Below are 26,434 nucleotides of genomic sequence, written 5' to 3'. Positions count from 1 at the left end.
AAAATAATTATTTCCACGTTCATAACCCTTTCTTTATTTTTCCAACAAAAACAGATTCTAGTCAGAATTTAGTTTATTTCCTAAAGGGTTTGGTAAACATGTAGCCAACTAGGAAATGAGAAAGGCGGATTTTTTTATGGAGTTTTATAGCACTTGGGTCTATCGTTATATCTTTAATGCTGAATGGGCGATTTGGACATTCGTTGTCATCATTATGATATTAAATCTTCTTGCCCCCGTCTTTATCTGGATGATCATGAACGGAACTCCGATTACCAAATTGATAAAGAAAAGAATGAAGAATAAGGAAAAAGGAACCAGTTCAAAGAGCACTTAATTTCTCCCAAACTGAAACTAAACCCTAGTCTTGTTCGTCTTTTTATATGACAACGAAGCTATGAATGATTAATATATTTTCTACATATATTGAATGAGGAATTTTTGTTTGATAGGATAAAATTGTAAATAGAACAGGGAATTAGGTGCAGAAGAATGGAAGTTGTTAAAAAACCATCAGAAAAGTTTGATTGGACCTTAAGTCTTATTTTGTTTTTATTGTTTCTAGTAAGCTGCTTATCTATCTATAGTGCTCAAACAACAGGACAGTACAATGAGAACTATTTTATAAGGCAAATCTTTTGGTATGTGGTAGGAATTATCATTGTTGCAGTCGTTATGTTTTTTGATAGCGATCAATATAAAAAGCTTTCCTGGTATCTATACGGGTTCGGCATATTCCTGCTTTTTGCTCTTATTATCGCACCTGAAAGCATTGCACCCGAAAGAAATGGAGCACATAGCTGGTTTCAAATTCCGGGTTTTGGTACGATACAGCCTTCGGAATTTATGAAAGCCTTTCTCATACTTTCCCTTAGTAAGGTCATAACCTCTCATCATGAAAAATACATAAAGAAAACTTTTAAAACGGACGTTTGGCTTTTCACTAAAATGAACTTATCTACAGCTCTTCCATTAGCATTAATCATGAAACAACCTGATTTAGGAACAAGTCTTGTTATTGTAGCAATATTCACCGGACTTATTTTCGTATCAGGAATTACATGGAAGATTATTCTGGCCATTTATGGACTTGGCTCACTACTTGGAGCAACCATTATATACTACGTTGTTTGGGCTCCAGAAGTACTAGTAAAATACCTAAACGTTCAAACATACCAGTTTAATAGAATCTACTCCTGGATTGACCCCGACAACCACCAAGCAGGAGCAGGATATCATCTTTATAATTCCTTAAGGGCTATCGGTTCCGGGCTATTAACTGGTAAGGGTTTTGGGGAAAGACAGGTTTACATACCCGAAAGTCATACCGACTTTATTTTCAGTGTGATCGGTGAGGAATATGGATTTGTAGGAGCAAGCATCGTTATTGGTCTTTTCTTTATACTAATCTATCATTTAACAAAGACTGCCTTAGATGCAAATGATCCCTTTAACACCTATATTTGCGCAGGAGTCATTTCAATGATTACCTTCCACGTTTTTCAAAATGTTGGAATGACCATTCAAGTTCTCCCCATTACGGGAATCCCCCTTCCTTTCGTCAGTTATGGTGGAAGCTCTCTCATGGGGAATATGTTTGCGATGGGATTAATTTTCAGTATTCATTATCATAAAAAAAACTATATGTTTGGATCTGAAGGAAAGCAATGATCAGGAATCCTAATACTAATAACCCGTTCTTTGAAAGGAACGGGTTATTAAGCAATTTTCTAGTATTTTGTCGAAATTATTTTCTTTAAAACGAACGTTTCTGGTAGTATAATAGGATGGATAGCAATTACAACTGAAGAATAGTATCAATCGATGTCTTTCTGTTCTTTTTTAAGAACTATTTATTACATAAATGAAGAGGTGTATATAATATGACTAAAAAAATGTATACGAGTCCGAAGGTAATTAGTCATCAAGCGATTAAATTTGAGACTTTAATAAGCGGCCCCACCGATGAACCAGAACCAACAGATCCAGGTGAATCTAACTATCCAATAATTGATATTAAACCTGGTAGTGATCCAAGCAGCTATGGGGCAAATTCAAACGGAAAAATTCCAGTAGCAGTATTTGGTTCAGCAAACTTTGATGTCTCAAAAATTGATAATAGTACTGTTCGGTTTGGAGATACATCAACCGATGGAGCAGCACCTTCTCATTTTGGTGAATTAAAGGATATTAATGGGGACGGATATGCTGATAGAGTCTATCACTTTCCATTCCAACAAACTAACTTAGATCCTGAAGATAAAATTGGTTATCTCAGTGGAAAAATTAGTGGAGAGAATTTTGTAAGTTCAAGTGACGTTAATATTGTTGGTGGCAGTGATACAAATGGTAATGGCAATGAAAATGACAACAATGATAATAGCGATCGACACGGCGATGTTGATGACAACGGCAATGGCAATGACAATGGCAACGGCAATGGCAACGGCAATGGCAACGGCAATGGCAACGGCAACGGCAATGGCAACGGCAACGGCAATGGCAACGGCAACGGCAACGGTAGAAACGGAAATTAAAAAACTATGTTATTTGGGATTATAAGGGCTAATAAAGTCCCTTATAATCCAACTACATGGTGAAGATCAAACACTCTTAATAAAAATTGAAAGACTCTGTATAACCTTCTTTTTATTACCTTCAGAAAATTCCCCTCAATAGCCCCTCTCCATTTAACCATTAAAACTTTTCCTACCTTACTGGTATTTATTAAAGGAAAACTAACGGAGGATCTTAAGTGAAAGAATTCATGTATTATTTTAAACAATTGTATCAATACACCGGAAACATTATGTATATCAATTTCCTTGGAATGGTAGTAGTGAGTTTTCTTGATGGAGTAGCTATTCTATTATTGATTCCGATCCTAAGCATAAGTGGAATTATTAACTCAGCTAATGAGGCTTCTTGGATGTGGATGTTTTCAGATTTGTTGAAGGATCTTCCTACTGGGATTGGTTTACCGTTTATACTAGGATTTTACGTTATATTGGTATTTGGACAAAACCTCATACAGAGAAACCTATCCATTCGTGACATTAAGATTCATCAGGGCTTTATCAATCACCTGAAAGAAGAAATCTATCAGAGTTTATTACATGTTAAGTGGGAATTTATTATAAGGACGAGAAAATCCAATTTAATAAATTCTTTAACAAAAGATATCAATCGAGTTAGTACTGGAATTAAAATGTTTATGCAGTTTATTACAAACTTTATATTTACATTGATTCAAATTGGAATTGCTTTTTGGCTCTCTCCTCAAATAGCGAGCCTTGTTCTAGTTTGTGGGTTAGGTCTTGCATTTTTTTCATGGAAATTTGTCCGTCAAGCAAAAAATCTCGGGAAAGAATCAACTGATATTTCAAGAGCCTATCTAGCAGGTATAACTGATCATCTAAATGGTTTAAAAGACATTAAAACGAACCGACTTGAAAAATCGCGGATGACGTGGTTACAATCGCTAAATATAAAAATGCTTGATGAACAAGTGAGATTTGTTGAGTTACAGACTAGCTCTCAGTTGTCTTACAAAACCGCTTTCGCATTAATTCTTTCTTGTTTTATCTTTTTTTCTGCTAATTTGTTCTATACTCAACCAGAGAAATTATTAATTGTCATTATTATCTTTTCTAGATTATGGCCCCGTTTTGTTACCATACAGTCAAATTTACAGCAATTAGCATTAACAATTCCAGCATTTAAAGTGTTATTATCTTTACAAAATGAAACAAAACAATTGATTGAAGTATCAGATGATAATGAAGAGATCCTGTATATGAATAGAATGATTGAATGTAAAAACGTATGCTTTAAATACAATGGAGACAATACGTCCTATGCACTTCAAAATATCAATCTACAAATTCCAGCAAATCATATGACCGCCATTGTCGGACAATCAGGGGCTGGTAAAAGCACTTTAGTTGATATATTAATGGGATTACAGCGTCCGGAAACTGGTGAATTATTAATAGACGGGGTTTCTTTAACAGATGATACAGTGCTCGCTTTAAGAAAAACCATTAGCTTTGTTCCACAGGACCCCTTCCTTTTTAACGCAAGTATTAGACAAAACCTTCTATTAATGAATCCAACGGCACCTGAGGAACATTTGTGGGCAGCACTAGAATTTGCCGCTGCAGCAGATTTTGTAAAAGAACTTCCAAATGGCTTAGATACCCCCCTCGGTGATAGAGGAATAAGATTGTCGGGTGGAGAAAGACAACGTATTGTATTAGCCAGAGCTATATTACGAAATCCTTCTATACTAATTCTTGATGAAGCAACTAGCTCCTTGGATACTGAAAATGAATCAAAAATACAAATGGCATTGGAACGACTGAAAGGAAAAATGACCATCATTGTCATTGCCCATCGCCTGTCTACTATCCACAATGCTGATCAAGTAATCGTATTAGATAAAGGGAGAATTGTACAAAAAGGAGAATATATACAGTTAGCAAACGATAAGAAAGGGATGTTTCGTAGTTTCTTAAATAAACAGTTAGAGGCTAATTAACTATTAAATGAAGGTATAGAAAGGTCGATTGATCTCTCTATACTTTTTTTATTTTAGATGATTATTTAACCTTTATTTAAAATTATTATAATTTAATATTGATTATAATATTATATATGTTATAATTTATTTATAAGATAACTGAGGAGGAATTTTATTATGGAATTACAAGCTCAATTAAATCAACAAATCGCAAACTGGAATGTTTTATACACGAAGCTTCACCGTTTCCATTGGTACGTAAAAGGTCCTTTATTCTTTACCCTACATGCCAAGTTTGAGGAATTATATAATGAATCAGGTTTAGTAGTTGATCAATTGGCAGAACGATTATTAGCCATCGGTGGACAACCAGTAGCTACTATGAAGGAATATTTAGAAACAGCTACTCTAATTGAGACAAATAATGAAACAAAAGCTAGTGAAATGGTTTCTGCTCTTGTTGCAGACTACAAACAAATTAAGGATGAACTCTCTTCATTAGCTAATCTAGCTGAAGAAAACCATGACATCATTACTAACGATATGGTAACAGGACTTATTGAGTCACTTGATACACATATTTGGATGTTGACTGCTTACTTAGGAGAATAATATTAATAGAAGAGAAAGTCAGTGACAAATGTCGCTGACTTTCTTTTTTAACAAAAACCTCATTCGAATAAAGTTATATTAATATATCATTTATATTGTAAGCGTTTCCAAAATGATAATTGTGTTTTTTTCATTCTCACTAATAATCCTTGTAATTACGGTCATTTTTTATCGTTTTAAAGATAAAATCATTGTTCATACTTTGTTCAATATTTCACAAACTATTATTGTTTTTGTATGTTATATTTAATTCAAGAAAAACATTAGGGGTGATAAACATGATGGTATGCGAATGGAAGAACTTTTCTACAGACACTGAGACTTACACACTAGAAGTTTTTGAGGAAGTTATCGGAGATGAATTCGAGTCAATGATGTTTAATGAAAATGAAAGCCTTCCTGCATTCATTTGGACAGTTAACTACGTCGTCATCGTAAAGAGCTGTTCTAAATATATTTCAGATATATCTTTCGAGAAGATCCCTAGAAATCCAGTTTGCGCGTAACGTCCATTTAGGCGTTTACCTATACATCTTGCCCTACATCAAGTTAAATTTTTTTACTACCAAATGTGAAATGTTTCACAAACTAAATTGTTTAAACGGAGGTCTTTAACATGGCAGTTGAAGAAAAAGTGCTAACTGAAAATCAAGAAGTAGCAAAAATGATTGATGAGTTAGTTGCAAAAGGTCAAAAAGCGTTGAAGGAATTCCAAGGTTTCACACAAGAAATGATTGATAGCATTGTAAAGGAAATGGCTCTTGCTGGACTTGACCAACATATGCCTTTAGCAAAACTAGCGGTAGAAGAAACAGGCCGCGGAGTTTTTGAAGATAAAATGATTAAAAATATTTTTGCAACTGAATATGTTTACAACAATATTAAAAATAACAAAACAGTTGGAATTATCGATGACAACCAATATGAAGGTGTTTATACAATCGCTGATCCAGTTGGAGTGGTTGCTGGGGTAACACCTGTAACAAATCCAACATCAACTACAATGTTCAAATCATTAATTGCTATCAAAACAAGAAACCCAATCATCTTTGCTTTCCATCCATCTGCACAAAAATGTAGCAGTGAAGCCGCACGTGTCGTACGCGATGCAGCGATTAAAGCTGGTGCTCCTGAAAACTGTATTCAGTGGGTTGAAAAGCCATCTGTAGCAGCTACTCAAGCATTGATGAAGCACCCTGGAATTTCACTTATTTTAGCAACGGGTGGACCTGGAATGGTTAAATCAGCTTATAGCTCTGGTAAGCCTGCTCTAGGTGTTGGTGCCGGTAACGTTCCTTGCTATATTGAAAAATCTGCAAAGATCAAGCGTGCTGTAAATGACTTAATCCTATCTAAGACTTTTGACAACGGTATGATATGCGCTTCTGAACAAGCGGTTATTATTGATAAAGAAATCTACAATGAAGTGAAGAAAGAACTAATTTCTAATAAGTGCTACTTCCTAAACGATGCAGAAAAGAAAAAGGTTGAGGCATTGGTTATTAATGAAAATACATGTGCAGTTAACCCAACGATCGTAGGGATGCCTGCTGCTAAAATTGCACAGCTTGCTGGAGTAGAAGTGCCTGAAGATACAAAGATTCTTATTGCTGAACTTAAGACAGTTGGACCTGAATCTCCACTTTCTCGTGAAAAACTAAGCCCAGTTCTTGCTTGCTTCAAGGTGAACAGCTTGGAAGAAGGTTTAACACGCGCTGAAGAAATGCTTGAATTCGGTGGACTTGGTCACTCAGCTGTTCTTCACTCAACAAATGAAGAAGTAATGAAGGAATTTGGACTTCGTATGAAGGCTGGTCGTATCATCGTTAATGCTCCTTCTTCACAAGGCGCAATTGGCGACATCTATAACGCATTTATGCCATCATTAACACTTGGTTGCGGTACATTCGGTGGAAACTCTGTATCTCAAAACGTAGGAGCGATCCATCTTGTAAATATTAAAAAGTTAGCGAAGAGGAATAATAATATGCAATGGTTTAAGGTTCCACCTAAAATCTATTTCGAGAAAAATTCTACTCAGTACCTAGCTAAAATGCCAAATGTTTCAAGAGCATTTATCGTTACTGACCCTGGAATGGTAAAACTAGGATATGTTGACATCGTGACTCGTTACCTTCGTCAACGTCCAAATCTAGTTCATGTTGAAGTATTTTCAGCCGTTGAGCCAGATCCATCTATCGACACAGTTATGGCTGGTGCAGAAGCTATGGCAGCATTCCAACCAGATGTAATTATTGCACTTGGTGGTGGTTCTGCAATGGATGCTGCAAAAGGTATGTGGTTATTCTACGAACACCCAGATGCAGACTTCTTTGGATTAAAACAAAAATTCTTAGATATTCGTAAGCGTGTTGTTAAGTATCCTAAGTTAGGTGAAAAAACTCAGTTTGTTGCGATTCCAACAACTTCTGGAACTGGTTCTGAGGTAACATCTTTCTCTGTTATCACAGACAAGGTAAACAACATTAAGTATCCATTAGCAGATTATGAGTTAACTCCAGATGTAGCGATCATCGATCCACAATTTGTTATGACGGTTCCTAAGGTCATTACCGCTGATACTGGTATGGACGTATTAACTCACGCGTTCGAAGCTTATGTATCTATTATGGCTAACGACTATACAGATGGATTAGCAATGAAAGCTATTCAACTGGTATTCGAATACCTGCCAAGAGCTTTCCGCGATGGCAGTGACGCAGTAGCACGTGAAAAAATGCATAATGCATCAACGATTGCGGGTATGGCATTTGCTAACGCATTCCTTGGAATTAACCACAGCTTGGCACATAAGCTTGGTGCAGAATTCCACATTGCTCACGGACGTTCTAACACCATCTTAATGCCACATGTTATTCGTTATAATGCAACCAAACCAACAAAGTTTGCTGCATTCCCTAAATACGAGAACTTTATTGCAGACCAGCGTTATGCTGAAATTGCAAGAACATTAGGTCTCCCTGCTCGTACAACGGAAGAAGGTGTTGAAAGCTTAATCCAAGCCGTTATCAAGCTGGCTAAAGAGCTAGAAATTCCTATGAGTATTGAAGCTAACGGAGTAACAAAAGAAGCATTTGAAGCAAAAGTTGATTACCTTGCTGAGCGTGCCTTTGAAGATCAGTGTACAACGGCTAACCCTAAATTACCGCTAGTAACTGAATTAGCAGACATTTATCGCGAAGCATTCAAAGGAGTATAACGGTTACACACAAAAGTGTTTTCCATTAAGAGACTCCCCCATCTCCCATTATCAATAGCGACCCATCCCTTTCCCCGGGGATGGGTTATTTTTCTTTTTATATAGAAAAAGAGAGAACCTAATCGGTCCCCTCTTTTTTGGCTAGCAACGCTAACCACTATTCCTTTTTCCTCATATCATCAAACAATTCCTTACCAGCGATGAGCCTTTGCATTCTTAGCCAGAATAATTTCTGCCTGCGACTTTCTAGTCTCTCCATTTACTTGAGAACTACTAGCATGCTTTCGTCTCGTCCACGTGTGACAAAAAAGTTGAGAATGTTGATCCAAATGATCTCTAAAACTCATCTCTAATCACCTCATTGGTCAGGATACGTGCTGATATTCGGAGGAATATCTTTAATAGCTTGTCACTTTTATCTAATAATTATGATAGCTGATTTTGGAATTGCTTATATTCCTCCACAACCGTCTGGATAATGGAATGATTTGGGTCTAAATTTGTTAACCTCGTTAATACTGCAACAACTCCATCGTTCTTCAAACTCTTTTGAAGCTCAAGTGCTTCTTGATCATCATTTGATGTAAATAATAACGCAGCAGCAATGACTTTACATAGATTAACTGGTGCTTCCTGAAACTCGTTGAAATATTCTATTGCTGGAGCAAATAATCGGTCGTGAATGCCTAGCTTTCGGAGAGGAGATCTTCCCACTCTTTTTACATCATCAATAATATATTCATTTTTGAAACGGCCAATAATTTTCTGAATATATGCTTGATGCTGTTCATTGGAAAATCCATACTTTTTAACAAGTACTTTTCCTGACTCTTGCAATGCTCCTGAAACAATCTGATTAACTTGTTCATTTTGTATCGCTTCTGCTATCGGATGAAACCCGTATACGGAACCCACATAAGCAATGGCTGCATGTCCTGTATTAACTGTAAACAACTTTCTCTCGATAAATGGGGCCAAATCATCCACCAGTGTTGCTCCCTTAATAGATGGCTTCTCTCCTACCCAAGCCGTTTGCTCAATGACCCATTCGAAGAACGGCTCAACTTTCACCAAGAGCTTGTCGTCATTTGATTGGTTTGGAACAATTCGGTCCACCGCAGAGTTGGGAAATCCGTATAGGGAATCAAAGCTATTTCTTTCTTCCCCCGTCAAATGTTCGTATACCTTCTCTTTGAGAAATGCACTCCCTCCAATCATATTTTCACACGCGATAATATTTAACGGTTTAGTTGAAATAGCAGCTCTTTTTTTCAATCCTTTAGCAATCATCGGTGCAATAATAGCTAAAATATTCGGACCCACTGCAGTGGTAATAAGATCTGCCTGAACAATTGCCTCTTCAACAAACTCACTATTTATTGCACTGTTAATCGCAGATATGTTTGTCACGGTTGTCTCTGTTTGTTCCTTATTTGCTAATTCCACTTTGTACTCTTTACGCTCATTAAGTAAGTCAACGATTTCTGCATTCACATCGGCAAAGCACACCTCATAGCCTGATTGTTGTAATAACAACCCGATAAAACCACGACCAATATTCCCCGCACCAAAATGTAGAGCAAACATATTAGTTCACCTCAGCAAATAAACTTAAAATTTCTTCTTCTGTTTTAGCCTGAACGAGTTTCTCGATATTTTCTTCCTCCGAACAAACGATGGCAATGTTTGATAAAATATCTAGGTGTTCGTTATTCTTCCCAGCAATACCAATGAGAACCTTTACTATATTCCCTCCTCCAAAATCAACTCCCTCTGGAGCTTGAATGATGGAGATACCAGAATGCTTAACCAAATCCTTTGCGTCTTCTGTACCGTGAGGGATGGCAACAAAATTCCCCATATAGGTGGAAGTTAACTCTTCTCTAGCCAGCATTTTCTCGATATATGACGCTTCAACATACCCTTTATCAACAAGAATTTGTCCCGTCTTTTTTATCGCTTCCTCCTTTGTTGATAATGCTACATTTAATTGGATATTTTCAGCTGTTAAAATTTGTACTGTCATATTGTCCACTCCTTAATGAATATCTTTCGCTTCAAAAATGTCTCTTATCTCGTTACATAGAAAATCAAAAAGGGCATCCTTTTCTCCATTCTCATACAAATGTATCGATTCATCATTTCGAATAATCGAAGCACTGATTTGACTTAATATCTCAAGTGCCTCTTCGGTTGATTCTTGTGGTGAAAGCATCAGGAGAATTCGTTTATTTGAGATCTCTGATCCATCCATTGCACTTACATTCACGGGTTTTTCCAGTTCATACATAGTGAAAGAGGGTTTCGTCACCTCCGTGCTTCTCGTATGGTAAAGCGACAGGGTGGTTTCAGGTATTCCAAGCCCGCCTAATGCTTCTCTTTCCACTATGTGTTTAACTACTTTTACAGCATCGTTAATGATCCCTTGCTCTTGTAGTGTTTCACATGCGGCCAATAAGGCTGATTCAATCGAACAATCTCCTCCCAGTTTTTGAATAAAATAACCAGAGAGAATGTCAATGGCTGCTGATGTAAAACGATGGTTCCGTTGAATTCTGCTAAAAAAATCTTTTTCCGCTTCATTTTTTATGCTTAAGTTTATATCCTTTTTCGGCTGATCACGGTGGTCGACTCGAACCGACTGTTTTATTCTTTCAATCTCAGCCTGAGAAAGGATAGGGCTTACAAGAACATACGGCCCTTGATCATCCTTTAAAGGGACGGTCGAAATAATGATCGAATATTCCTCAGGATTGATCTGCTCAAAATCAAATAGAGAAACATTTTTTGTTTTTAACCATGGCAGTTCTTTTTGAATTTTTGTCGCAAGAATCTTTGATGTTCCTATTCCACTCGAACATACGACTAGACCCTTCACTTCCTTATTTTCTTCTCCCTTTAGCATGGCAGAAGCAAAATGCATAACAAGAAAGCCGATCTCCTCTTTTGGAACAAAGAAGTCTGGAAAAACAATTTCAACGCCATCTTGAATGATTCCAAATAATTCTTGATAATCCTCCATAATCCGCTTAAGCAACGGATTACTAATCTTCATATGTTGCTTCATTCGATAGATGGCAGGACGCAAATGAGCAATTAAGCCTTGGTAAAGATCAATATTATTTTCAAAATGATACCCCATCCTCTTCCCTACATACTGGATGAGTTTTTGAGCGCTATATCCGACTTGAACAGCCGTTTCTTCAAAAATATCTCCTTGTTCATTCCTCAGCTTTGCTCCTAAAAGATGCATCGTAATATAACTTGCTTCCCCTTGAGAAACAGAAATCTGAAAGGCCGTTTCTAATCCTGATACAATTTTTTCCGCAATCTTATACTCTTTTGTTGTCAAAAGCTGATCAGGGAATCTATCATCCAACACGAGCTCCACACCTTGTTGGATCCTTTCAGTAGCCAGAGCTAGATGGACAACCAAACCGATATAAGCACTATCAGCAATCGGGTAAGGCAATTCCTTTTTTACATCATCAATAATACTTTCAATGATAATAAGCTTCTTTTTGTCAACCAACCCAAGTAAACGATCGGTTGCTGTGTCCATATCCATAGTGGATCTTTTTTGAATATTCTCCCGGATAAAAGAAATAAATTCAAACTCATCCAGGTGATCTAAAATCAGACTGCTCATGACTTTTCTCTTAGCCGTTTCCAATCCAAATAACTCTACTCCATATCCTCTTTTGCGGATAAGAGATAAACCGAATGGTTCGATTTTTTCTTCAATTTTGTTTAAATCATTACTTACTGTTGCAATCGTGACATTTAGGTCATTTGCTAAGACAGCCAATTTGACCGGTTCTAAGCTCTCCAGTAGACTAGAGAGAATAATCGTTTGTCGTTCATCAGGGGTGTACTCGGTATGAGAAGCACTAAAGAGAAATAATTTGAGCTTCTCTTTGTTTTCTCTACTTCCTTTGACGAGAATCCCTACCCCAGATTGCTTTGAAAGGGACAAATCGTAGGACTTTAGTATTTCCTCTACCCCTTTTAAGTCACGGTGTACCGTCCTAGAACTCACATTAAGTATTTTGGCAATACTACTCACGGTCGTTTCCTCTTCACTAAGAAGTATCACCTCGAGAATTTTCCTTTCCCTCGCTGTAATATACAAGACCATCAACTCCTAAAGAGTCCAACTTACTGACAAGATTAAAATAAAAATATTTACATATTTAATGATACTCCTGCAAATAACGGTAAACAACCGATTATAAATACACATTCGTCATAGTATTTGTTGACAAAATTAAATAAATGCACAAAAAAAGGGCTAGAATTACTCTAGACCCCGCTTCATTTTAGAATAAAAAAGCAAAAATAATAACCAGTATAACTAATCCAATGGGCACTCCCACATTAGCCCATTCCTTACTTGTGATCCCCAGTTTATTGGCAGCTATGATATTAGGAATATTCCCTGGAATTAACATCCCTCCACTAATCAGTAAACCTAATAGAACCGCTATTACCTTTTGATCTCCCATCTGAGGACTCATTTCAGCCGCTGCGAGGGTAGCATTGTCTAAAACAGCAGAAACCGTATTAATCCAGTACAGCAATGGTGTGTTTAGGTGAATGATATAGAGATCAATTACGGGTTTAAACCCAGATCCTAGTAAGGTTAAGCCCATCACAAACAAGTAAATTTTAATTCCTCTATACAAAATCTCTTCATACGTTTCATTGCTAATATGTGCCTCTCTAAATTGGTGTTCATGCTTTGGCTTTTTGACTAGTATCGCCGCCACTATACCCAATAAAGTAATTAAAGGAATAATGATGGGTCCTAATAAATTGATCAGATAGAAGAAATCCTCCCCTAATTTGTTGATGGCTATAGTAGCAACAGGTTCGCCTACAGGGGTTAAACTTGCACCTAACCCAATACTAAAACAGGAAAGGACTACATAACGGACGGTTGATTTTGTATCTAACCTCATAGACGTAACGATCGCTACTAAGAGAAGAGAAGCGATAATTGCTGTTATTATACTTGATACTAAGCCTAAGGTTATTACTGTTAAAGCTACACACCATTTAAAGGATAATGCACGTAACAACCGATTGATACATCTGTCTATACCGCGGTGAAACCACTTTAAAAGCAAGGATGCAAGGATTACAGCAATGGTAATTCCAATCGGATCACTCGCAGCTTTTAAGAATAACTCTCTGCTCCAACTTCCACTAGAGATCGCCGTAATCATACCCATGATAAAAATAAATAATTCAATATTGTTCTCTACAATCTTTACTTTTAAGGGTAGAAGTAATACGAACAAAAAGACAATTAGTAACCAAAAAACCATTGTTCCACTTCATCTCCAATAGCATATTTCCTTTTATCAGGAGTTATATATATATGCTCTATCTGGGACAAACTTGCCATTTCGTTCAAACTAATAACACCCCTAAATCGTAGACTGATTTAGGGGTGTTCATTTTCGTTCATTATTTTAAGTTATTTACAATTTCATCATATTTAGGGCTATTTAAGAAGTTTTCTACAGACACATGATGGGCATTTGGAAGCTTAGCTTTCGCACGGTCCGTTAAATCTTTATGGGTTACAACGATGTCAGCATCTGCCGGAAGATTATTGATAGATGTATTTGCTACCTCTACCCCTTCTACTTCTGCCTTTTTTACTTTGTTTCGTAAAATCGAAGCTCCCATTGCACTAGAACCCATTCCAGCATCACAAGCAAAGATAATTTTATTTACCTTTTTATAGTCCACTTTGCTTTCTAATGCTTCTGCCACTGAACTCTTCTTGCCTTTCATTTCTTGCATTTTTTCTGTAGCTGCTTCTAAATCTTCTTCTTCATTGTTTTTGCTAACTTTAAGAATAAATGATGCTACTGCGAATGATACAGCTGCTGCAACAAGTACTCCTAACAGTACTCCTAAGTGACCACCTTTTGGTGTCATTGCCATTAAAGCAAAGATACTTCCTGGTGATGGAGGGGCTACAAGACCTGCGTTAAAAATGGATAATGTGAAAACTCCACTCACGCCCCCTGCTATTGCAGCAAGAATTAACATAGGCTTCATTAAAATGTATGGGAAGTAAATCTCATGAATTCCCCCTAGGAAGTGTATAATCACTGCACCTGGAGCTGTTCTTTTGGCTGAACCTTTCCCGAATAACATAATGGCTAAAAGAATACCCAGTCCAGGTCCAGGGTTTGATTCTAACAGGAACATAATCGATTTTCCAGCGTCTGCTGCTTGCTCTACACCAAGTGGGCTTAAAATCCCGTGATTGATTGCATTGTTTAAGAATAATATTTTAGCAGGTTCAATTAGAATATTTGCTAATGGAAGAAGCCCTGCATCAACGATAGCCTCTACTCCTGACGCTAACACTTTGTTTAAACCTTCTACCACTGGTCCGATTACTTTAAATGCGATTAAAGTTAACGCTCCACCTAAAATACCCGCTGTAAAGTTGTTTACCAACATTTCAAAACCTTGTCTGATCTTTGGAACAATCACGTCATCCAGCTTTTTGATTAGATAACCTCCAAGTGGCCCCATAATCATGGCACCTAGGAACATCGGAATCTCTGCTCCAACGATCACACCCATTGTTGCTGTGGCACCCACTACTCCTCCACGAGTATCATAGACGATCTTACCGCCCGTGTAACCGATTAATAATGGAAGAAGATACGTAATCATCGGTCCAACTAACTTGGCAAAATCCTCATTTGGGTACCAACCTGTTGGAATAAATAAAGCTGTAATAATCCCCCATGCGATAAATGCACCAATATTCGGCATAATCATGCCACTTAAATGACTACCAAAGCGTTGGATTTTTACACGCACATCCGACTTTTGCGCTACTTGATTAGACATATAGTATAATTCCCCTTTCAGAAATATCGTTCTTTTGTCCTTGTTTCTAATTTTATGATAAAGCGTTTTCAATACCTATTCAATTCAAACTAAAATGCATTTTGTCATGAATCATGTTGTCATAATTGAATTGTCAATAATGCTTGTTCTTCTATAAAAAGAGACACCTTTATAGGTGCCACTTTTAAGATACTATTTCTTTCATTTAATCTGTGAGCGAAGTCTCTCTCCTTCTTCTGCAATCGCCCTTATATCAATTCGCTCAAACAGTGGGTGAACATTTTCAATAATCAACGGCAAGTTAGTAATCACTTTCCAGGAGAATTGGGAATGATGGAGCATTTTTCTAACTTCCTCACTAGAATTCGGAAGAAAGGGATGAAGTAATTGGGCGAAATTTAGGATAAGAAACACACATGTGGCGATGGTTGCATCCCGCTGTTCTTCTTCCGCTCTCCATGGTTGCTGTTCATCAAAATACTTGTTTGCGTATCTTATGCACTCAAAAGTCTCTTCTAACGCTTGCTTTACTCTTGCTGCTTCAATGGCTTCCCCTACTTGCTGATAAAGTACTTCGACACGCTTTTGAATACTTGTATCAATTGCTGATTGAGGGACCTCTCCTGATAATTGATTTTGGATGAACTTTAAAGTGCGGTTTACAAAATTCCCATACGCCCCTAACAGTTCGCTGTTATGACTGTAAATAAACTCTCGCCAAGAGAAATCTGTATCACGGTTTTCTGGTGCATTGATGGTTAGAAAGTAGCGTATGGAGTCAGGATGATACCTTTCCAATAGATCCGGGATCCAAATAGCCCAGTTTTTGCTTGTTGAGATCTTCTTTTTTTCTAATGTGACGTACTCATTTGAGACGATATACTTCGGATAGGCCTCCAAGCCTGCCCCCATTTGGATTGCGGGCCAAATGATAGAATGGAAAGGGATATTGTCTTTTCCGTGCACATAGTAGCTACGGGCAGATTCCTTCCAGAAACCTTCTACCTCTCTTCCCTTCTCAATTGCCCACTGCTGACTTGCTGAGTAATATCCTGATACCGCTTCAATCCACACATAAATTTTCTTCTGTTCAAATCCTTTTATTGGAACCGACACACCAATGGGCAGGTCCCGAGTCGCCGGACGATCTTTCAGTCCTTCCTTTAAGTACCTCTCGGTTAATTGCAATGCATTTTCACGCCATACCCCTTCTCTATCCTTTTTGAGTTCTTCTATTCGGTGTTGAAGTTTACTTAATGCTAAGTAATAATGCTCCGTTTTCTTAATGACAGGTGATGAACCACATATTTTACAAGTCTTATGATAAAGCTCAACTGGATCTAGTATCGTAGAACAATAATCACATTGATCACCACGGGCATGTTCTCCACAGGTCGGGCAATTTCCTTCTACATAACGGTCAGGAAGAAACTGATCACAAGAATTACAATACACTTGATCGTTTTCTTTGGTATAAAGGAGACCATTATGATTAAGCTTTAAAAATAAGTCTTGGACCACACTAGCGTGGTGAGCAGTATCTGTACGTGTATAACAATCATAAGAGAATCCTAGTTTTGTAAAGCATTCAGTAAACTCTTGGTGATAACGGTTAGCTATCTCACTTACATCCACCCCATCTTGCATGGCACGAATCGCGATAGGTGTCCCGTTACAGTCACTTCCAGACACATATAAAACCTCTTCCCCTTTTAAACGGTAATATCTGGCCAGAACATCACCTGGCAGTAAGCTTGCTATATGACCAATATGCAGGGAACCATTTGCATATGGCCAAGCACCCCCAATAAATACATTCATTCATGATTCCTCCTTTAAAAAAATAAAAAAAGCCCTGTCCGTATCTTAATAAAGATAAGGACAGGGCTTTACTCCCGTGGTACCACCTTAATTCACCAACAGCTTACACTGCTAGCCTCAGCAAGTACTAAAGTAGCTAAAACTCTACTCATATACCGTGACGTTGATAACGGGCGTCAACTCCCGACAACTCCTACTTCTGTCCATGGCAGGTTCAGTTCGCAGCTCCGAGGCCATTGTTCAAATGCGTATCCTTACTCCTTTTCAGCAACCGGAGCTCTCTGCAAAGAATCCCTACATTTTACTTTTCCTCTTCCACGCCTTTAATGATATTATAAACAAAATACATAAATGTAACAATATACCAATTTTTATTTATAAAACTAAAAAAGCAGGTTCAATCAGGCAAAAAATAAGCGGAGTTTTTCCGGTTAGATGCCGATTGAAGGCTCGTTTGGGGGTGAATAAGGGGAGATTTTCCGGGTATGCCATGAAAAATCCCCCTATTTTCACGTTTTCGAGTTTATAGGTGGAATTTCTCCGTTTATTTAAGCTATTTTTTATCGTATTTACTAATTAAGCGGAAATTCTCCGTTTATTTCTCAACTAGGGTGCTTAGCCCAATCCCCCAACCGATAAGTGCTGACCCTCTTGTACCTAGATATATATAAATCTAAAAAAGCCGGTTCAATCCAGAACCGACTGTTTCTTTTATGAATTGGATGGTTCAGGGTTGTTTAATTTACTATTTCTATACCCATAACCAATATAGATGGCTAAACCGAGTACTAACCAGACCAAAAATCCCTTCCAAGTAAATGCTGATAACTGGAGCATTAAATACACACAAAACACAACTGCCAAGATAGGAATTATAGGAACAAGTGGTGTCTTGAACGGACGATGTAAATCGGGCTGTGTTTTACGAAGTACAGCGACTCCAAGAGATACCGTTGCAAAGGCAAACAATGTTCCAATGCTTGTTAACTCAGCTAGTTTGTTTAAAGGAATGAATCCTGCAAAAATCGCTACTAATCCTCCTGTTACCCATGTGCTTGTAATTGGCACTTGAGATTTCGGGTGAACCGTTGATAATTTTTTCGGTAACAACCCATCTCGACTAATTGCATAGAATAAACGTGTTTGTCCAAACATCATAACAATTAGGACGGTTGTAATACCTACGATTGCTCCAAGCGAGATAAATCCTGCAGCCCAGTCTTGTTGGATAAATCGTAGGGCAAAGGCTACTGGATCCTTTACGTTTAAAAGGTTGAACGGTACAATTCCTGTTAAGATTAAGGAAACAGCAATATATAAAACGGTACATACAGCAAGAGCAGAAATAATCCCAATCGGAAGATTCCGTTGAGGATTCTTTACCTCTTCAGCTGCTGTTGAAACAGCGTCAAATCCAAAATATGCAAATACTACGACAGCTGCACCCGCTACGACTCCTGAAGCTCCAAATGGCATAAATGGTTGCCAATTGGTTGGTTCCACATACCATACCCCAATAGCAATAAATAGGAGAACCACAGCAACTTTAATCACAACCATGATGGCATTAAATTTTGCTGATTCCTTCACGCCTCGTGTTAATAAAAGGGTCACTAATAAAACGATAATAACAGCTGGTAGGTCTACAATTGTTCCTTTTGATGGGTCAAACGCACTTGTTAGAAAAGTAGGTAAATGCCATCCGAACCCTGCCATTAAACTTTGAAAATAGCCTGACCAACCACTTGCAACCGCTGATGAAGCGAGTCCATATTCCAACACTAAATCCCAACCAAGTACCCATGCAAGCAGTTCTCCAAACGCAACATATCCATATGTATAGGCACTACCTGATTGAGGGATCATTGAAGCAAATTCTGAGTAACATAATGCTGCAAATGCACAAGCTAGTCCAGCAATAATAAAGGATAAGATAAGTGCAGGCCCTGCATATTCAGCTGCTGCCACTCCAGTTAAAACGAATACTCCTGTTCCGATTATGGCTCCAACACCGAGTAGAGTTAGGTCAAATGCTCCTAATACTCTTTTGAGGGAATTTTCAGACACTGATTTCCCTACTTGTTTCTTACGAAATAAATCCATTATATCCTCCTATAAAAATTGAAATAATTGTCGAAAAATAGCGAATACACCTTAGCCATTTTACATAATTGTTTGTTAATTGTAAATTATAAATTATGGTAATATAACAGATTCAAAATATTTCTAATTCTATTTTGCTCAGTTACAATTGCACTATGTTTAAAAACCAAAAAAGACCCTTACTCTATCTCTCGATAGAATAAAGGTCTTTTTAAAAATTAAGCGTGAAAATTCGTTCCATCCGTTGTTGCTTCAATAATGCCGGCACGAATCACAAAGTCTCCAAAATGTTCCCCTTCGTTACGTTCCTTTGCATATCGAGGAAGAATGGAACCAAGCTCTCGAAGGATTTCTTCTTCTCCGATATTTTCACGGTACATCTTGCTTAAGCGGCTTCCATCAAAGGCAGCACCTAAATACATATTGTATTTTCCAGGGGCTTTACCGATAAACCCAATTTCACCTAAGGCATGCCTTGCACATCCGTTTGGACATCCAGTCATACGAATCGTAATTTCTTTATCTCTTAGCCCATTCTCTTCAACGATTTCTTCAATCTTATCGATAAGAGTTGGCAGATATCTCTCCGCTTCCGCCATGGCAAGTCCACAGGTTGGTAATGCTACACATGCGATTGAACTACGACGAATCGCTGAGTGATGTTTTCCATCTGTTAAATTGTATTTTTCAAGTAACTCAGTAATTTTTTTCTTTTTCTGAGCTGACACACTACCAATGATTAGGTTTTGATTGGCAGTCAAACGGAAATCTCCTGTATGAACCTTTGCGATTTCACGTAAGCCTGTTTTTAATGGATACCCGTCAAAGTCTGCAATACGTCCACCTTGAACAAATAATGTAAAGTGCCACTGCCCCTTTAAGCCTTTAACCCAGCCATAACGATCTCCATTATGATCAAATGAGTAAGGCTTTGCTTCTTCTAGCTTCCAACCCAGTCGGTTTTCTAGCTCATGCTTCACATTTTCTAATCCTAAACGATCCACTGTGTACTTAAATCGCGCATTCTTACGTACGGAACGGTTTCCATAGTCACGTTGGATGGTAATAACCTTTTCAGCCACATCGTATACTTGCTCAGGCTTACAGAAGCCGATCACTTTTGCAAGCTGTGGGTAAGTCGTCTTATCACCGTGAGACATACCCATTCCGCCACCAATTGCCACGTTAAATCCAACAAGCTTTCCATCTTCTACAATGGCAATATACCCTAGATCTTGTGAAAATACATCCACATCGTTCTCAGGCGGAATAGCCATACCGATTTTGAATTTACGAGGCAAGTAGAGTGGGCCATACATAGGCTCAACTTCTACATCAGGTGTTCCTGCCACTCTTTCTTCATCCAGCCAAATTTCATGATAGGCTCTTGTGCGAGGAAGTAAATCATCACTTAATTTCTTGCCCCACTCATACACCTCTGCATGTATTTCTGACTGATGTGGATTAGAAGTACTCATCACATTTCTATTTACATCTCCACATGCGGCAATTGTATCCATTAGAGCTTGATTAATACCTTGGATGGTACTTTTCATATTCCACTTTAAGATTCCATGGATTTGGAATGTTTGGCGAGTCGTTAATTTCAATGTACCATTTCCGTATTTTTCAGAAAGATCATCCATCACCAACCACTGTTCAGGTGTTGCTACACCGCCTGGTAGTCGAACACGAAGCATGAACTGATAAGCTGGTTCAAGCTTTTGCTTTTGTCGTTCTGCACGCACATCACGGTCATCCTGTAAATAGCTTCCATGATGCTTCATTAATCGGTTGTCATCCTCTGGAATACCTGCACTCATTCGATCAAGCATTACTTCTTTTAACGTTCCACGTAAGTAATCGCTTCTGTCTTTTATTCCCTCTACATCACTAGGAGGGCCTTCAGGCGCTTTTAAAATATCTTTCACTTCCACCATGCTAAAAACTCCTTTCACTCAAACTCAATATACGTCACGCTGGTATCGCTTTTCTTTTTGCATGGAAGCTAAATAGCTTTCTGCTTCTTCACGACCCATGCTGCCTTCTTTTTCGATAATAGTAATTAATGTTTGATGTACGTCATGTGCCATATGTTTCTCATCACCACAAATATATACGGCTGCTCCCTCTTGAAGCCAAGCAAATAATTCCTTGCTTTGCTCAAGCATACGGTGCTGAACATATACCTTTTCATTCGTATCTCTTGAAAAAGCAACATCCATCTTTGTTAGGACGCCATCCTTCAACCATTTTTGCCATTCGGTTTGATATAAGAAATCTGTTACAAAGTGCTGATCACCGAAGAACATCCATGACTTGCCCTCAGCACCCGCTTCTTCGCGCTCTTGCATAAATGAGCGGAATGGTGCAACACCTGTTCCTGGTCCTACCATGATAATTGGAGTTTCAGGGTTTTCAGGTAACTTAAAGTTTGGATTATGTTGGATAAAGATTGGTAGCGTATCTCCTGCTTGCAGGCGCTCTGCTGTTAGAATCGAGCATACACCTTTTCTTTCACGTCCGTGTGAATCATATCTGACTGCACCAATCGTCAAATGAACTTCATCTGGGTTTGCCGAAACACTACTTGCAATCGAGTATAAACGTGCAGGAAGCTTTCTTAAGATAGAAACAATCTCCTGCGCAGTAGCTGTCCAAGGGCCAAAGTCTCGAAGCAAGTCAAGCAAATCGCGTCCTTGAATATACTCTCTTACTTTATCTGCATTTTCCGGTTTCACTAGCTCCTGTAATTCCTGATTGACAGAAAGCTTGGCTGCCTGTTCCATTAACGGCTTCGTTAATACCGTAATTTCAAAATTGGTAAGTAGCGCGTCTTTTAGCGTTTTTACTTCTCCTTGTTTATTAACTGTCACTTTTTCATCTGCATTCCAGTTCATTTCAGCAAGGATTTGCTCCACAAGCTCCGGATCGTTTTCTGGATATATTCCTAGACTGTCACCTGGCTCATATGTTAATCCTGAACCTTCAAGCGATAACTCAAGATGACGTGTTTCTTTATTGGATCCACGACCATTTAAATTTAAGTTTTCTAGGACTTCAGCACGAAAAGGATTGGTTCTAGAATAAATAGATTCTTCTGAAGCAACTTGTACCGCTGCACCTGCCGCCTGTGCTTGGCTTGCCGCAGTTCCAGCCTGACCTAGAGCCGATAATACATTCTCAATCCATTCAGAAGCAGGTTCATCAAAATCTAAATCACAGTCTACTCTTTCAGTTAATGGCTTTCCACCTAACTCCTTAAGGCGCTCATCAAATTCTTTTCCTGTTTGACAGAAGAATTCGTACGAGCTATCCCCTAACGATAGAACCGCATAATTGAGCTCCTCTAGCTTTGGAGCACGCTTTGAGTGTAAGTACTCATGGAAAGATAAGGCATTATCTGGTGGTTCACCCTCACCATGTGTACTTGCTACTATTAATAGGTTTTGTAATTTCTTTAAATTATTTGGCTTAAAATCACTCATGGATGAAACTGTTACTTGAAAACCATTGCTTTCAAGTGTTTTACCTGCTTTTGTAGCAAGTCGTTGTGCATTTCCTGTTTGTGAACCAAAAAGGATAGTTACTTCTTTCGACACCGGCTTAGAAGCCTCAACTAATGGAGCTACAGAAACCGATTCTGAAATCGTAGTTGCTGGTGCTGATTGAATAGCTGCTAAATATCCACTAAGCCAAACCTTCTGCGATTCAGTTAATGATGGCAGTATTTTGTTAAGAAGCTCTGCCTGCTCCTGACTAAACGGGCTGTTCATAACCTGAAGTTGCAACGAAATCCACCTCACAAAAATAAATAGACTAAATTCCCCAAATTTCGCAAAATTATTATACGTGTTATTATATCTTAATTATTCCAATAAGTTAAGTCGGTTTTATTAATTATAACCGATAATTCTCTTCTATGATAACTACTTTACCTTATGTTTAGCTATTGGTAAAATACATATAACTGATGATAATTATTAATATTTCTAATAACAAGGAGGGGAATGTATGTATTTTGATGAGATAAAAACCTTTGTTACTCTAGTGGAAGTAAAAAACTTCACCAAAACAGCCGAACTCCTTCTCATGTCACAACCTAGTGTTAGTTTACATATTAAGAATTTAGAAAATGAGTTTCAAACGAAACTATTCATACGTTCTCCAAAACAATTAAAAATCACTCCTTCTGGAGAGATTTTGTATGATCGAGCCAAACAGTTAATAAGCATGTATGAACAGACCAAACAAGATATCCTCGACTTGCATTCATCTGTTAGAGGATCCTTGAAAATCGGGGCAAGCTTTACCATCGGGGAATATATTTTACCTTCTCTTCTCTTTGACATCCAAAAAGAACATCAGGCACTTGAACTTGAAGTGGTGATTGGGAATACGAAGGAAATTGTTCTATCCGTTAAAAGGCATGAAGTGGATATTGGTCTAATTGAAGGACAAACCAACGAAAAAGAACTATCTGTCCACCCATTCTTAAAGGACGAGCTTTTTGTTGTATCTTCCGCTACACATCCTCTTGCCATAATGAATAGAGACATATTCATCTCCGATCTTCAAAACCAATTATGGGTGACGAGAGAGGTGGGGTCAGGTACTCGGGAATACTTAAACCACGTGATCCGTTCGAATGGGTTAAAGGTAAAATCCCTACTATCTATCAGCAGCAATCAAGGAATTAAAGAAACTATAAGTAAGGGCATGGGTCTTTCACTTTTATCAAACAGCGTTATCCATAAAGAGGTTAAAAATGGAGAATTAGCCATCATTCGCATTAAAGATTTTCAATTCCCTAGAACGCTGTCGTATGTCTACTCTCCTACTATGAAAACGAAAAAGAACGTGGAGCTATTTATTACGAGCCTTCAAGAAATGTGGCCATACCGTTCTGAATCGATTTAAGTATAGCTCGCTCCTTTATCCTATCTTTTCTTGTTAAAATTCAAGAAGGCCATCACTGATGGCCTTCTCATATTAAAGTTCTTCAATATGTTATCAAACTTACAATATATCCATCCAAATCTTTATCGCAGTTGCTAAAATCAAAAGTGCTAGGACTATTTGGAGAATCTTTGTGTTAACCTTTTTCCCTGCCATCGCCCCTAGTGGCGAGGCAATTAAACTAGCTATGACCATGATTAAAGATGGCCAAAATTCTACTTGTCCCGTTGTTATTTTTCCAACAGTCGCACCGATAGAGGAGATAAATGTGATAGCAAGTGAGGAGGCAATGGTCATACGAGTTGGAATTTTTAATACCACAAGCATGATTGGTACTAAAAGAAAAGCACCCGCAGCTCCGACAATTCCAGAACCTATTCCAACGATAAATGCAAGGACCGCTGCCAACCATTTATTAAATGTCACTTGATCTAATGGAAGATCATCTAAACCCTTTTTAGGAATGAACATCATCACAGCTGCAATCAATGCTAAAATACCATATATGAGATTAATTCCACCTTCACTCATGAGCTTTGAACCAAAGCCCCCAATAAAGCTACCAACTAAAATACTTGCTCCCATATAAATGATGAGCTTTTTATTTAAAAAGCCACCCTTTCGGTAAGCCCACACCCCACCGATCGTAGCAAAAAACACCTGAACAGCACTTATTCCTGATACTTCGTGAGCACTAAAAGCCGCTAAACCGAATAAAGGTGGAATGTATAATAGCATCGGATACTTAATGATTGAACCGCCAATTCCAAGCATTCCGGAAATATATGAACCAATAAAACCAATTAAAAAGATGGTGATTATAAATCCTACATCCATCGTTTTTTCCCCCTTTGAAAAAGCAAAAGCGCCTATTATGACGCTATTTTTAGAAAAAGGGAACCCTATCTGGTCCCCTTATAAATCAGCCTTTTTTAATCCAAAATTTTAATACCGCATTATCTTCTTCGTGTTTGATTAATTCATGACCACCTGATTTTGCCCATGCAGCTAGGTCACTTTTTGCCCCTTTATCGGTTGCATGAATTTCTAACACTTGCCCACTTTCTAATTCATTCATTGCTTTCTTTGTTTTTACGATCGGCATTGGACAAGCCAGCCCTTTTGCATCTAATACTTTATTTGATTCCATTTTATTTCCTCCTAGTATTGTTTTTATCGAACCGCACATCGGTTTGGTCCGATTTCCATTTCACGTTGTTGCTCTTCGTCTGGAGTGATTTTCCCCATATTTGTTTCACGAATTTGTTGGTATGCATTCGGTTGTGGTGGAAGGTTTTCCGTTACCACTCTTCTAAATTCATCTTCGTCTGCAATATTTAAACCGTGGTTTTTCTTAAAAAGTGTACCTAGCTTTTCTGACACACTTCCATCTTCATTTAACTCATCAATGATCATAAAGTGAGCTGGAAGTACGATTAACTTCTCAGATAGCTCTCTGTAACGCTTGTATAGACTTTCACGTAAGTCTCCCACCCAATCCTGTGCTAGTCCAGCTAAATCTGGTCTTCCAATCGAATCGATGAACAAGATATCTCCTGAAAGTAAGAACTTTTCATCCACAATAAAGGAAGTAGATCCGATTGTGTGTCCTGGTGAATACAATGCATGAATATTGATTTTCACATTTCCAATTTCTACATCTTTGCCGTCTTCTAATGGTTGGTACGTAAATGTCACTTCTGTTGCATCCTTTGGTGGTAACCAGTATGTTGCATTTGTTTTTTCAGCGATCACTCTTCCACCAGAAATATGGTCGGCATGAAGGTGAGTATCAAATACATGAGTGATCTTTGCTCCGATCGAGTTGGCAAAATCAAGGTACGTATCCGTCATACGAGTAGAGTCGATGATAGCTGCTTCGCCATTTGAAACAACCATGTATGATAAACAGCCTTTTCCAATACGAACGAACTGATAAATTTCACCACCGTCTTTTAAATCCCCCACCTTAACGGGTTCTAGGTGTTCACTCCATGCTTTCATCCCACCAGCTAGATAAGACACCGTACGTCCTGCTTCAGAAAGCATGTCAGCTACCATGATAGATGATCCTTCCTTGGCACAAACGACTAATACCTCTTTATCCGTTGGTACTTGATCAAGGATTTCCTCTATCCCATCTAATAGATCGAAGTACGGTACATTTAGATATTCAAAATTTTCGCCATCAATTTTCCAATCTTGAAATGCCTCTTCATTACGTACATCTAAAATGAAGAATACTTCTTTATTAAATACTTTCTTCGTCACTTCTTTTGCCGTCATTGCTTGAACAGTCATTACTTTTACCC

At 38.1% G+C, this 26,434-nt stretch carries 21 protein-coding genes and 1 other annotated feature; of the genes, 8 read left to right on the top strand and 13 right to left on the bottom strand.

Annotation, left to right across the window (positions count from 1 at the left end):
- The first annotated feature begins 136 nt into the window (after positions 1 to 136).
- The 7 genes from ACFFHF_RS01915 to adhE all read left to right on the top strand — a co-directional run bounded on the left by ACFFHF_RS01915 (position 137) and on the right by adhE (position 8,354).
- Positions 137 to 337, top strand: a complete 201-nt coding sequence (locus ACFFHF_RS01915; RefSeq protein ID WP_377057497.1) for a hypothetical protein — start codon at positions 137 to 139, stop codon at positions 335 to 337.
- Between the two features lie 155 nt (positions 338 to 492).
- Complete coding sequence (gene rodA / locus ACFFHF_RS01910; RefSeq protein WP_377057496.1) at positions 493 to 1,671, top strand: rod shape-determining protein RodA; 1,179 nt, start codon at positions 493 to 495, stop codon at positions 1,669 to 1,671.
- A gap of 212 nt (positions 1,672 to 1,883) precedes the next feature.
- Positions 1,884 to 2,537, top strand: coding sequence for a hypothetical protein (locus ACFFHF_RS01905; RefSeq protein ID WP_377057495.1), 654 nt, complete (start codon positions 1,884 to 1,886; stop codon positions 2,535 to 2,537).
- A gap of 218 nt (positions 2,538 to 2,755) precedes the next feature.
- Positions 2,756 to 4,540, top strand: a complete 1,785-nt coding sequence (locus tag ACFFHF_RS01900; RefSeq protein WP_340901830.1) for an ABC transporter ATP-binding protein — start codon at positions 2,756 to 2,758, stop codon at positions 4,538 to 4,540.
- Between the two features lie 159 nt (positions 4,541 to 4,699).
- Positions 4,700 to 5,134, top strand: coding sequence for a Dps family protein (locus tag ACFFHF_RS01895; protein WP_377057493.1), 435 nt, complete (start codon positions 4,700 to 4,702; stop codon positions 5,132 to 5,134).
- Positions 5,135 to 5,412: 278 nt separating this feature from the next.
- Positions 5,413 to 5,640: a hypothetical protein gene (locus tag ACFFHF_RS01890; protein WP_160549025.1), complete on the top strand. Its 228-nt coding sequence runs from the start codon at positions 5,413 to 5,415 to the stop codon at positions 5,638 to 5,640.
- A 110-nt stretch (positions 5,641 to 5,750) separates the two neighbouring features.
- Positions 5,751 to 8,354 carry a bifunctional acetaldehyde-CoA/alcohol dehydrogenase gene (gene adhE, locus ACFFHF_RS01885; protein WP_160549024.1) on the top strand — a complete coding sequence of 868 codons (2,604 nt, stop codon included), beginning with the start codon at positions 5,751 to 5,753 and terminating at the stop codon, positions 8,352 to 8,354.
- A gap of 191 nt (positions 8,355 to 8,545) precedes the next feature.
- Here the strand turns inward: adhE and ACFFHF_RS01880 are convergent, their stop codons facing one another.
- The 10 genes from ACFFHF_RS01880 to ACFFHF_RS01835 all read right to left on the bottom strand — a co-directional run bounded on the left by ACFFHF_RS01880 (position 8,546) and on the right by ACFFHF_RS01835 (position 22,954).
- On the bottom strand, positions 8,546 to 8,701 hold the full coding sequence (locus ACFFHF_RS01880) for a YpzG family protein (protein WP_119706330.1): 156 nt from the start codon (positions 8,699 to 8,701) through the stop codon (positions 8,546 to 8,548).
- A 79-nt stretch (positions 8,702 to 8,780) separates the two neighbouring features.
- The gene (locus ACFFHF_RS01875) at positions 8,781 to 9,941 is read right to left on the bottom strand and encodes a mannitol-1-phosphate 5-dehydrogenase (RefSeq protein WP_377057492.1); all 1,161 of its coding nucleotides are present in this window, start codon (positions 9,939 to 9,941) and stop codon (positions 8,781 to 8,783) included.
- Between the two features lies 1 nt (position 9,942).
- Positions 9,943 to 10,380, bottom strand: a complete 438-nt coding sequence (locus ACFFHF_RS01870) for a PTS mannitol transporter subunit IIA (RefSeq protein ID WP_377057491.1) — start codon at positions 10,378 to 10,380, stop codon at positions 9,943 to 9,945.
- Positions 10,381 to 10,392: 12 nt separating this feature from the next.
- On the bottom strand, positions 10,393 to 12,486 hold the full coding sequence (locus tag ACFFHF_RS01865) for a BglG family transcription antiterminator (protein ID WP_377057490.1): 2,094 nt from the start codon (positions 12,484 to 12,486) through the stop codon (positions 10,393 to 10,395).
- 187 nt (positions 12,487 to 12,673) lie between these two features.
- A complete protein-coding gene (locus tag ACFFHF_RS01860; RefSeq protein ID WP_160549020.1) occupies positions 12,674 to 13,684 on the bottom strand; it encodes a DUF1646 family protein in 1,011 nt (336 codons plus the stop codon).
- A 142-nt stretch (positions 13,685 to 13,826) separates the two neighbouring features.
- On the bottom strand, positions 13,827 to 15,239 hold the full coding sequence (locus ACFFHF_RS01855) for a PTS mannitol transporter subunit IICBA (protein ID WP_160549019.1): 1,413 nt from the start codon (positions 15,237 to 15,239) through the stop codon (positions 13,827 to 13,829).
- A gap of 201 nt (positions 15,240 to 15,440) precedes the next feature.
- Positions 15,441 to 17,060 carry a methionine--tRNA ligase gene (gene metG, locus ACFFHF_RS01850; protein WP_340901829.1) on the bottom strand — a complete coding sequence of 540 codons (1,620 nt, stop codon included), beginning with the start codon at positions 17,058 to 17,060 and terminating at the stop codon, positions 15,441 to 15,443.
- A 53-nt stretch (positions 17,061 to 17,113) separates the two neighbouring features.
- Positions 17,114 to 17,387, bottom strand: a binding site (T-box leader).
- A 384-nt stretch (positions 17,388 to 17,771) separates the two neighbouring features.
- Positions 17,772 to 19,163 carry a branched-chain amino acid transporter BcaP gene (gene bcaP, locus ACFFHF_RS01845; RefSeq protein ID WP_377057489.1) on the bottom strand — a complete coding sequence of 464 codons (1,392 nt, stop codon included), beginning with the start codon at positions 19,161 to 19,163 and terminating at the stop codon, positions 17,772 to 17,774.
- Between the two features lie 218 nt (positions 19,164 to 19,381).
- The gene (gene cysI / locus ACFFHF_RS01840) at positions 19,382 to 21,103 is read right to left on the bottom strand and encodes an assimilatory sulfite reductase (NADPH) hemoprotein subunit (protein ID WP_160549515.1); all 1,722 of its coding nucleotides are present in this window, start codon (positions 21,101 to 21,103) and stop codon (positions 19,382 to 19,384) included.
- Between the two features lie 24 nt (positions 21,104 to 21,127).
- Complete coding sequence (locus ACFFHF_RS01835) at positions 21,128 to 22,954, bottom strand: assimilatory sulfite reductase (NADPH) flavoprotein subunit (RefSeq protein WP_377057488.1); 1,827 nt, start codon at positions 22,952 to 22,954, stop codon at positions 21,128 to 21,130.
- A gap of 223 nt (positions 22,955 to 23,177) precedes the next feature.
- On the opposite strand from ACFFHF_RS01835, the gene ACFFHF_RS01830 reads away from it, so the two are divergent.
- The gene (locus ACFFHF_RS01830; RefSeq protein WP_160549517.1) at positions 23,178 to 24,083 is read left to right on the top strand and encodes a LysR substrate-binding domain-containing protein; all 906 of its coding nucleotides are present in this window, start codon (positions 23,178 to 23,180) and stop codon (positions 24,081 to 24,083) included.
- Positions 24,084 to 24,182: 99 nt separating this feature from the next.
- On the opposite strand, the gene ACFFHF_RS01825 is transcribed toward ACFFHF_RS01830, so the two are convergent.
- The 3 genes from ACFFHF_RS01825 to ACFFHF_RS01815 all read right to left on the bottom strand — a co-directional run bounded on the left by ACFFHF_RS01825 (position 24,183) and on the right by ACFFHF_RS01815 (position 26,423).
- A complete protein-coding gene (locus ACFFHF_RS01825; protein WP_160549518.1) occupies positions 24,183 to 24,959 on the bottom strand; it encodes a sulfite exporter TauE/SafE family protein in 777 nt (258 codons plus the stop codon).
- A gap of 85 nt (positions 24,960 to 25,044) precedes the next feature.
- Positions 25,045 to 25,272 carry a sulfurtransferase TusA family protein gene (locus tag ACFFHF_RS01820; protein ID WP_160549519.1) on the bottom strand — a complete coding sequence of 76 codons (228 nt, stop codon included), beginning with the start codon at positions 25,270 to 25,272 and terminating at the stop codon, positions 25,045 to 25,047.
- Positions 25,273 to 25,295: 23 nt separating this feature from the next.
- Positions 25,296 to 26,423, bottom strand: a complete 1,128-nt coding sequence (locus ACFFHF_RS01815; protein WP_160549520.1) for an MBL fold metallo-hydrolase — start codon at positions 26,421 to 26,423, stop codon at positions 25,296 to 25,298.
- Positions 26,424 to 26,434 lie beyond the last annotated feature (11 nt).

Source organism: Robertmurraya beringensis (assembly GCF_042433785.1).
Classification (GTDB): Bacteria; Bacillota; Bacilli; order Bacillales; family Cytobacillaceae; genus Robertmurraya_A; species Robertmurraya_A beringensis.
The sequence above is the reverse complement of the archived record's forward strand: the minus strand, read 5'-3'. Positions and strand labels throughout refer to the sequence as shown.